Source organism: Promineifilum sp. (SeqCode) (assembly GCF_041918635.1).
Taxonomy (GTDB): domain Bacteria; phylum Chloroflexota; class Anaerolineae; order Promineifilales; family Promineifilaceae; genus Promineifilum.
On record NZ_JAYRVJ010000776.1, the window covers coordinates 1 to 9,074 of the forward strand.

At 66.9% G+C, this 9,074-nt stretch carries 9 protein-coding genes and 1 pseudogene; 2 read left to right on the top strand and 8 right to left on the bottom strand.

Features of this window, described 5'->3' with window-relative positions; all coding sequences use genetic code 11:
* From ACE3UY_RS22275 to trmB, 3 genes are all read right to left on the bottom strand, one after another.
* Window positions 1-566 (bottom strand): 3-hydroxyacyl-CoA dehydrogenase NAD-binding domain-containing protein (locus tag ACE3UY_RS22275; protein ID WP_374689667.1); only part of this gene is annotated, 566 nt, incomplete at its 3' end.
* Entirely contained in the window at window positions 563-1,357 is a 795-nt protein-coding gene (locus ACE3UY_RS22280; protein WP_374689668.1) for an alpha/beta fold hydrolase, read from the bottom strand. The genes ACE3UY_RS22275 and ACE3UY_RS22280, both read right to left, overlap by 4 nt.
* Window positions 1,329-2,348, bottom strand: coding sequence for a tRNA (guanosine(46)-N7)-methyltransferase TrmB (trmB, locus tag ACE3UY_RS22285; protein ID WP_374689669.1), 1,020 nt, complete (start codon window positions 2,346-2,348; stop codon window positions 1,329-1,331). Before trmB ends, ACE3UY_RS22280 begins: the two co-directional genes overlap by 29 nt.
* Before the next feature lie 238 nt (window positions 2,349-2,586).
* Between trmB and rocF the strand changes: the two genes are divergently transcribed.
* Both rocF and ACE3UY_RS22295 read left to right on the top strand, forming a co-directional pair.
* The gene (gene rocF, locus ACE3UY_RS22290; RefSeq protein ID WP_374689670.1) at window positions 2,587-3,477 is read left to right on the top strand and encodes an arginase; all 891 of its coding nucleotides are present in this window, start codon (window positions 2,587-2,589) and stop codon (window positions 3,475-3,477) included.
* 125 nt (window positions 3,478-3,602) lie between these two features.
* Entirely contained in the window at window positions 3,603-5,408 is a 1,806-nt protein-coding gene (locus ACE3UY_RS22295; RefSeq protein ID WP_374689671.1) for an ABC transporter ATP-binding protein, read from the top strand.
* Window positions 5,409-5,455: 47 nt separating this feature from the next.
* Here the strand turns inward: ACE3UY_RS22295 and ACE3UY_RS22300 are convergent, their stop codons facing one another.
* The 5 genes and pseudogenes from ACE3UY_RS22300 to ACE3UY_RS22320 all read right to left on the bottom strand — a co-directional run.
* Complete coding sequence (locus ACE3UY_RS22300) at window positions 5,456-6,082, bottom strand: SH3 domain-containing protein (RefSeq protein ID WP_374689672.1); 627 nt, start codon at window positions 6,080-6,082, stop codon at window positions 5,456-5,458.
* A 36-nt stretch (window positions 6,083-6,118) separates the two neighbouring features.
* Window positions 6,119-7,594: a nucleoside triphosphate pyrophosphohydrolase gene (mazG, locus tag ACE3UY_RS22305; RefSeq protein ID WP_374689673.1), complete on the bottom strand. Its 1,476-nt coding sequence runs from the start codon at window positions 7,592-7,594 to the stop codon at window positions 6,119-6,121.
* An 89-nt stretch (window positions 7,595-7,683) separates the two neighbouring features.
* Entirely contained in the window at window positions 7,684-8,091 is a 408-nt protein-coding gene (gene rpsI, locus ACE3UY_RS22310; protein ID WP_374689674.1) for a 30S ribosomal protein S9, read from the bottom strand.
* A 67-nt stretch (window positions 8,092-8,158) separates the two neighbouring features.
* Complete coding sequence (gene rplM, locus ACE3UY_RS22315; RefSeq protein WP_374689675.1) at window positions 8,159-8,587, bottom strand: 50S ribosomal protein L13; 429 nt, start codon at window positions 8,585-8,587, stop codon at window positions 8,159-8,161.
* A gap of 85 nt (window positions 8,588-8,672) precedes the next feature.
* Window positions 8,673-9,074 (bottom strand): annotated as a pseudogene (locus ACE3UY_RS22320) (tRNA pseudouridine(38-40) synthase TruA); the annotation flags it as partial.

Here is a 9,074-nt window from a genome sequence, read left to right on the forward strand (position 1 = left end):
GCCCCCAGCCGCATCGCCTTGTCAATGTCGGCGGCCGAGGCGACGCCCTCCATCAGCATGCCGGCCGCCTCATTGATCACGCAGCACACCGTCCGCGCCCGCACCAGCCCCGGCCCGTCGGTTACCAGGATCGTCTCCTGGCCCAGCCCCCGCCAGAACAGCTCCGCCTGCACCAGCGCCGACTCAGCCGTCTGGAGGGCGCGGGCCAGCTCGATGATACCCCCGTCGGCCATCGGCGGCAGCGCCCCAAAGCCGACCACCCGCTCCGGCCGCGCCACCCACGCCGCCGCCTGCGTGGCGCTGGTCGCCAGGGCTGAGGTCAGGATGAGCGCGTCCGGCGACAGGTACGTGCCCATCGCCAGCAAAAGCTCCTGCTTGGCCGCGGCCGACTCATTGTGCGCCTCAATAGCGATCTCCACATCCGCCAACTGCTCCAGGGCGTAGCCGGCCTCCAGCGCCCCCAGAAAGTCCTCCACCAGGTAGATCGCCGTCTCGTGCGCCGTCTGCCGGCAGAGTCGGCCGATCTCGTCCACCAGCGGGATTTCGCCCGCGACGATGACCTTCATCGCTCCCGCTCCCTCTCGCTTAGAAAGGCGAGCACCAACTCGTTGAAGCGCTCCGGCTGGTCGATGGGCGTGGCGTGGCCGGAGTCGGCGATGACCTCTAGCCGCGCGCCGGGGATGCGCGCCGTGTAGCCGCGCTTGGCCTCGACCGGCGTGTAATCCCGGTCGCCGGAGATGACCAGCGTCGGGCAGCGAATGGCGTCGATCCGGTCGAGCACGCTCCAGCCGACGAGCGCCCGCATGGCCGCCAGGTAGGCGTGGCGGTCGTTCTGCGTCCACTGGGCGATGAACGCCTCGCGCAGAGGGGCTTGCTCCAGCTTGGGGAACAGGCGTTGGCTCAGGAAGACGGCCGTGCGCCCCGGCCCAAACAGGCGCGCCAGCGCCAGCCGTTGCGTGACCTGCCATCGCTCCTTCATCGTGCGCGCCACCAGCGCTGGCCCGCTGTTGACGATGACCAGGCTGCGCACCCGCTCCGGCCGATCCACGGCAAACTGAAAGGCGATCATGCCGCCCATCGACAGCCCCACAAAGTGGGCCGCATCCACGCCCAGCGCGTCCAGCAACCCGGCCACGTCGTCGGCCATCATCGGCACGCTGTAGGGGCCGGGCGGCTTAGACGTGCGGCCGTGGCCGCGCATGTCGGCGGTGATGACTCGGTAATGCCGGGCGAAGGCGGGAACCTGGAACGCCCAATCTTCGCTGCGCGAGCCGAGGCCGTGCAGGAGCAGCAGCGGCTCCCCTTGGCCGGCTACCTCGTAATGCAGGTCAATCCCGTTCGTGTGTAACGTCGACATGGTTCACCTGTAACGTGCTATGGACAATGACGATGGCCGGGAACTCAGCGCGCAGCCACTCGACGATGTAGTGGATAGCGAGGTGCGCGCCGCGCGTCGGCCGCGGGAAACCCACCTCGGCCAGGGCGACCACCAACTCCCCGCTGCGGCGGGCGCGAATCTCCAGGCCGAGGCGCTGCCAGATCGGCTCCTCACCGATGTAGGTCTCGATCAATAGCTTGCCGTCGCGCAGCGAGCGGTAAGCCTCGATAGTTCTGATCCGCGTCGCGCCGATCTCGACGACGCCGGGCCGGAAGCGGCGGCCGATCTCATCCAGATCGGCCGGCCCGCGCAGAACGACGTGGGGCATGGGCAACTCCTGAGGAACGGGAAACACGTCCTCGGCCGGCGCGTCGTTGCGCCGCCAGTGATAGTAGCGCGGCGTCCGCCCTTCGGCCAGGGCCACGCTCTCGTACTTGGTCGTCACGCGCTCAGGATCGGTCAGGACGAAGGGCGCGTCCAACCGGCTGGCGAAGTGGGGCGAACGGAGCAGGCAGGCGGTGATCTGCTCGGCGTAGTCATCGTGGTCGGTGGCGATGTCGAGCGCGCCGCCGGCCGGCAGGCGCGTCGCCAGCAGATGCAGGAAGGTGTCGTCGATCAGCCGCCGGCCCAGGTGGTCTTTCTTCGGCCAGGGGTCGGGGAAGTTGATGGTGACGGCGGCCACGTAGCCCGGCCGGCAGAGCGCGTGCAGGGCGGCGGCGGCGTCCCCTTGCAGCAAGCGCACGTTGTCCAGGCCGGCCCGCTCTACCTTGCGCACGGCGTGGCGCAGCGCCGGCAGCGAGATCTCGATGCCCAGCACGTTGTCGGCCGGGTGCGTCTGGGCCAGGCGGATGAGGAACAGCCCGTTGCCAAAGCCGATCTCCACGCGCAGCGGGGCTGGCCGGCCGAAAAGCGTCGGCCACTCTGTGGGCCAGGGCAACTGCTCTACCTTGTACCAGTCGGCGAGGGACATTGGGCCATTATATGACACGCTCACTGGCGGGCAAGCGCGCTGGGGAGCGGGGGCGCAGGGGAGAGCCAAGATTCGGAGTTCGCATCCTCAGATGCGAACGGCCGGAATGCATGCCATGCGCGCGCGCATCTGAGGACGCGCACTCCCCCGCTCCCCCACTCCCCTGCTCCCCTGCTCAGCATGCTTGCGCCCCCATACATCATGAGCCACAATACCCCTTCAGCTTGAGGCCAAACGCATGCAGCGAACGATACACATCTTGGGCATCCCGATGGACCTGGGCCAATGCCGGCGGGGCGTGGACACCGGCCCCAGCGCCGCCCGCTATGCCCACCTCCAGGCGCGGCTGGAGCGGCTCGGCCACGCCGTCCACGACGAGGGCAACGTCCCGGCCCCCAACCCCGAAGAGCACGGCGTCGGAAGCGCCACTCAGCGGCAGAGCGCCGTCGCCGCCGTCTGCCAGGCCATTTATGACACTGCCCGGCCCTGGCTCGAGGCGGGAGAGTTCACCATCTTCCTGGGCGGCGACCACAGCATCAGCATCGGCTCCATCGCCGCCGCCGCGCGACCCGGTCCGGTCGGCGTCATCTGGGTGGACGCCCACGGCGACTTCAACACGCCCGCCACATCACCCAGCGGCAACATCCACGGTATGCCCGTCGCCGCCCTCATCGGCGAAGGGCCACAGGCGCTGGTCAACGTCGGCGCGCCGGGCGCGAAGCTGAAAAGCTCGGAGATCGTCCAGATCGGCGTGCGCGACCTGGACGCGGCCGAGCGCGAGCGCCTCATCCGCAGCGGCATTCACGTCTTCACCATGCGCCACGTCGATGAGCTGGGCATGGCCGTCATTGCCCGGCAGGCGCTCGACCACCTGCGCCACCTGCCGCGTTTGCACGTCAGCCTGGACATGGACAGCCTCGATCCGGCCGAGGCCCCCGGCGTGGGTACACCCGTGCCCGGCGGCCTGACCTATCGTGAGGCGCATCTGCTGATGGAGATTCTGGGCGACAGCGGCCAGGTGGCGTCGCTCGACATCGTGGAGATCAACCCGATCCTGGATGACATGAACAAGACGGCCGAATTGGCCGTCGAACTGGCCGCTTCCCTGCTCGGCCAGCGCATCCTGTAGTAGGGGCGCACCCGTGTGTGCGCCCTGAGCACCCGTGTGTGCGCCCTGAGCACCCGCGTGTGCGCCCTGAGCAAATACGCAGCCCTGGGGGCAGACACGCAGGTCTGCCCCTACTGAGATTACGAATGGCAGCTCTGACCCGCGGCCTGGAGGCCGAAAAATACGACCGCACCTACAGCGACAAGGCGCTGGTGGCGCGCATTGTGGCCTACTTCCGACCGCATAAGTGGAAGGCGGTAGCAGTAGCGGTCGCCATCACCGGCATGGCCGTCCTGGGCGCGCTGCTGCCCATCATCATCGCCCGCAGCCTCAACGCCGGCATCGAGGGGCAGAATTTCCCCACGCTGCTGGCCGCGCTCGTCTTCGTCGCCGGCGTGCTGACCTGGGCCTTGGCCGGCATCCGCCGCTACCTGACCGCGCAGGTGACCGCTGACGTGGTCAACGCCATGCGCAACGACGCCTTCGACGCCGCCATGCGCCAGGATCTGTCCTTCTACGACGAGTACAACTCCGGCCGCATCGTCAGCCGCATCACCAGCGACACACAGGAGTTCGGCGAAGTGGTTACCATCACGACCGACGTGGTGAACCAGTTGGCGACGGCCGTCATCCTCATCTTCATCCTGCTGGGCATCGAGTGGCGGCTGACACTGGCGGCGCTGGCCATGATCCCCATCGTGGTCGCCGCCGCGCTGGCCTTCCGCCGGCTGGCCCGCGACGTGACCCGCCAAAGCTCGCGCGCCCTGGCCGAGGTCAACAAGTCGATTCAGGAGGCGGTCAGCGGCATCCGCGTGGCCAAGAACTTCCGGCAGGAGCGGGCCATCTACGACGACTTCCTGCGCGTCAACGAACAAGCCTACCGCATCAACATCCGGCGCGCCTTCGTATTGTCCAACATCTTTCCCACGCTGAACGCGCTAGCAGGCATCGGCACGGCTATCCTGGTCTATTTCGGCGGGCGCAGCGCCGTGGCCGGAGCGCTCAGCATCGCTTCCTGGTATCTCTTCGTCGCCACGGCCGACCGCTTCTGGTTCCCGGTGACAAACCTGTCGGCTTTCTGGAGCCAGTTTCAGGCCGGGCTGGCGGCCACGGAGCGCGTCTTCGCCCTCATCGACGCCGAGCCGAGCGTCGTCCAGACCGCAGCCGAGCCGCTGGACGACCCGCGCGGCGACATCGTCTTCGACCACGTCTACTTCCGCTATTCGGAACAGGAGCAGGTGCTCAACGACTTCTGCCTCCACGTCCGGCCAGGCGAGACCATCGCCCTCGTCGGCCACACCGGGGCGGGCAAGTCGAGCATCATCAAGCTCGTCGCCCGCTTCTACGAGTTCCAGGAGGGGCGCATCCTCATCGACGGCCAGGACATTCGGGAGTTCGAGTTGACCTCCTACCGGGCGCGGCTGGGCATCGTCTCGCAAGCGCCGTTCCTCTTCGCCGGAACGGTGGCCGAGAACATTCGCTACGCCAACCCGGCGGCCACGGACGAAGAGATCGAGGCGATGGCGTGCCGCATCGGCAACGGGGAGTGGCTGGAGACGCTGCCCGACGGTATCTACAGCGAGGTCGGCGAGCGTGGCAGCCGGCTGTCCATGGGTCAGCGGCAGTTGGTGGCCCTGACGCGCGTCCTGGTGCAGGCCCCGCGCATCTTCATCCTGGACGAGGCCACGGCCAGCGTCGATCCGTTCACTGAATCACAGATTCAACAGGCGCTCGACTTGATCATGGAGAACAGCACGGCCATCATCATCGCCCACCGCCTCTCCACGGTGCGCTCGGCCGACCGGATCATCGTCCTGCAAAAGGGGCGGATCATCGAGGAGGGCAGTCACCGCGCGCTGATGGCCGAGGGCGGGCACTACGCGGAGTTGTACGATACGTACTTCCGGCATCAGTCGCCGCGCTATCTAGGGGCCAGGAGCTATGGGAAGTAGGGGCGGGTTTGAAACCCGCCCCTACCCTGGAATCTATAACCTGGCCCCTACTCTTGAACGGTCAGGAAGTCGCGCGCGACCCAGCCTTCTACACCGGTCTGCGTCTGCACCTGCTGCCAGAGCAGGTCGTCGGCCGTCTGCTGGCCGGCCAGCAGCGTCACCACCGTACCATCCAACAGCCACTCCAGTTGCTCACCGCTTGTGCTCGGCGCGCCGCGCAGCCAGACGCCGACGCCGCTGCTGACAGTGGCCGTCTGGGGCGCGGGGGTTCCAGTCGGGGCGGCCGTAGCTTGCGGCGTGGGCGAGACGGGCGGGCTGGTCGGGCTGGGCAGGGCCGGAGCGGTCGTCGGCTGCACGACCGGGGCGCTAGGCGCGGTAGGCGTCACCTGGGCGGGTAAGGTGGGGGGTGGTGGGGTCGGTTCCGTGGTCGCCCCGCGCCCGGACAGCAGGGGCCGGACGGCAAAGATTCCCAGAAAGATGAGTCCCACCAAAAGGAAGAATGCGGCGCGAACCCAGTGGACCAGACTGGACCGCCTGGCTTCCACCTGCCCTACGCTATAGGCCTGGCGGTTGATGCTGCTCCTGGCCCCCATCCCCTTCATCACGAAGTACAGGGCCGCCAGAACCGACAACACAGCCAGTGACAAGAGCGCGATGTTCAGTACTACTGTCACGTTCGTTTCACCGAACCGGGATCGATCCGGTTCAGCTTAGACTTTATCAGGTGCGTCGTTTTGCGCAAGCGAAGCCAGCGTCGCCTTCGCTTCCTCCCACAAGGCGTCCAGTTCGGCGAACGACAGCGCCGACCATTCCAGTCCGCGCGCCGCGACCAGCCGTTCCACCTGGCGGAAGCGGCCGGCGAAGCGCTCGTTGGCTTCGCGCAGGGCGCTCTCCGCGTCAACGTCCAGCCAGCGGGCCAGGTTGACCACAACGAACAGCACGTCGCCCAGTTCCAGGTGGCGCTCTTCGAGCGTCGCCGCCTCGCGCAATTCGGCCACCTCCTCGGCCAGCTTGTCGTAGACGCCGCCGATGTCGGGCCAGTCGAAGCCGGTGTGGGCCGCTTTCCCCTGAACCTTTTGCGAGCGGGCCAGAGCCGGCAGCGCCGGGGGGATGCCGTCCAGTCGCGAACCGCCGGCCGGCTTATCCGCCTTTTCGCGCTGCTTCAACCGCTCCCAGTTACGCAGCACCTCGGCCGAATCGCTAACCTGCCAATCGCCCCAGACATGGGGATGGCGGCGCTTCAGCTTAGCTTCGATGCCGGCGATCACGTCCGCCAGTGTGAAGTGCCCCGCTTCGGCGGCCATCTGCGTCTGCATGACGATATGGTAGAGCAGATCGCCCAACTCCTCGCCCAGATTGACCGGGTCGTCGGCGTCCAGCGCGGTCAGCACTTCGTATGCCTCTTCCAGGAACCCCTCGCGCATGCTCTGCGGCGTCTGCTCCTGATCCCACGGGCAACCGTTGGGACTGCGCAACACAGCCACCGTCTCGGCCAGCGCCGGCAAGCTCGACTTCAGCGGCAGCGCCGGGACGTAGAGGCTGGTCAGGTGATCGACGTGTTCGCTGCGGTCGATCTCGAACAGCGCCAGACGCTCCACCCGCTCGTCCGCCTCGCCCGCGGCGTGAACCAGAGCCACCGGCAACTCGGCTGGATAGATGCTCATTAGCGCCAGCTTGAGTTCGTTCGCCAACTGGCGGCTGTAGACCTGGCCCAGCAGCAGGGGCACGTCGGGGTTGAGGGGCGGGTGCAGGAAGGCGGCGATCTCGATGGCGTCGAAGAGCTGGAGGCCGTCCAGCGCGTCGATGCCCAGTGCGGCGACCACCGGCTCCACGAAACTGAGGCCGGCGACGGTGCGCGCGACGATCCCCGCCTCGGCCGCGCCGCGCAGGATGGCCGTCACCGTCGTCTCGCCCACGAACGGGTTGCCCGGCACGGCGTAGAGCACGTCCGACTCGCGGCCCAGGCGCAGCACCTCGCCGGCGATCTGCCGGTAAACGGCGGCAAAGTCTTCGGCCGTGTCGTAGATGGCGTCGAAACTGTGGAGGTGGAGGTGCGCCGGCAGTCCGGCCACCGCCGGGTGGCGGGCCGTGCGCAGGTAGACGGTCTCGGCCGTGGAAAGGAGATGCCAGGCCTGACGGGTGATCAGGCCGGCATCTCCGGGGCCGAGGCCAACGATTGTAATCATGAACAATTAGGAATTAGGAATTAGGAATTAAACATCCAGCAACGTAGTAGATTCCGATTCCTAATTCCTAATTGATAATTCCTAATTCTTTAGCGCTTGGTGTAGGTCGGGGCCTTACGGGCGCGCTTCAGGCCGGGCTTCTTCCGTTCCTTCACGCGGGCGTCCCGTGTCAGGTGTTCCCCGCCACGCAACGGCGTGCGCAGGTTCTCGTCGTACTTCACCAGCGCGCGCGCCAGGCCCAAGCGGACCGCGCTCGTCTGGCCGGTGATACCGCCGCCCTGCACCAGCACCGTCACGTCCACCTTGCCCATCAGGCCGCTGGTCTCCAGCGGGCCGATGAGGGTCTGGTAGTCGCCGAAGCGCGGGAAGTACTCTTCCACCGGCTTGTCGTTTACGGTGAACGCCAGGGCCTCGGTCTGGCCCGCCTCGCGGAAGTAGATGCGCACCCGCGCCGAAGCTTCCTTGCGCCGGCCGATTCCTTCGTAGTATTGACTCATCCTAAAATCCTCTTGCATACGAGCAATATCGTCAGTCGTTCCAGTTACTAGCCCTAAACACCAGTCACTAGAGTTCCAACGGCTGCGGCTGCTGCGCCTCGTGCGGGTGCTCGCTGCCGGCATAGACCTTCAGCTTCTTGAACATCTTGCGGCCCAGCGCGTTCTTGGGCAACATGCCACGCACGGCCGACTCCAGCACGCGCTCCGGGTGCTGTTGCAACTGGTCGCGCAGGGTGATCTCGCGCAGACCGCCCATGTAGAGGGAGTGGCGGTAGTACCGCTTCTGCTCCAGCCGGCGGCCGGTCACGGCGATCTTCTCGGCGTTGACGATAACGACGTAGTCGCCGCAGTCCACCGCTGGACTGTAGATCGGCTTGTGCTTGCCGCGCAGGATCGTCGCCACCGACGATGCCAGACGGCCCAACGTCTGCCCTTCCGCGTCCACAACGTACCAGGCCCGCTGCACTTCGGCCGGTTTGGTTACGTAAGTTTTCATTCTCATTCCTCTGCTCGTAGGGGCTAGGGCTTGGGAGCCAGGGGCCAGGGAAGAACGCTCTTCCCTAATCCCTAGTCCCCAGCCCCTAGTCCCTATACTCCACCGACACCAGGTAAAGGCCATGCGCCGGGGCCAGGGTGGCCGACTGCTTGCGCTCGCGAGCCGCCAGCGCCTCGGCGAAACGCTCCACCGGCCACTGGCCACTGCCAACCGCCTTCAACGACCCGACCACACTCCGCACCATGCGGTACAGAAATGCCTCGGCGCTGATGCGGTACACCAGCATTCGCCCAACTGACCACTGACCGCTGGTCACTGACCACTGACTGCTGCTGACCGTCCGCATCGTGTTCTCGCCCACCGGCGCGCGGCCGAACGTGGCGAAGTCTTGCGTCCCGATCAGCAGCGCCGCCGCGACGTTCATCCGCTCTACGTCTAGCATCTGCTCGACGTGCCAGGCCCGCCCCCGCAGAAGCGGCTGGCGAAC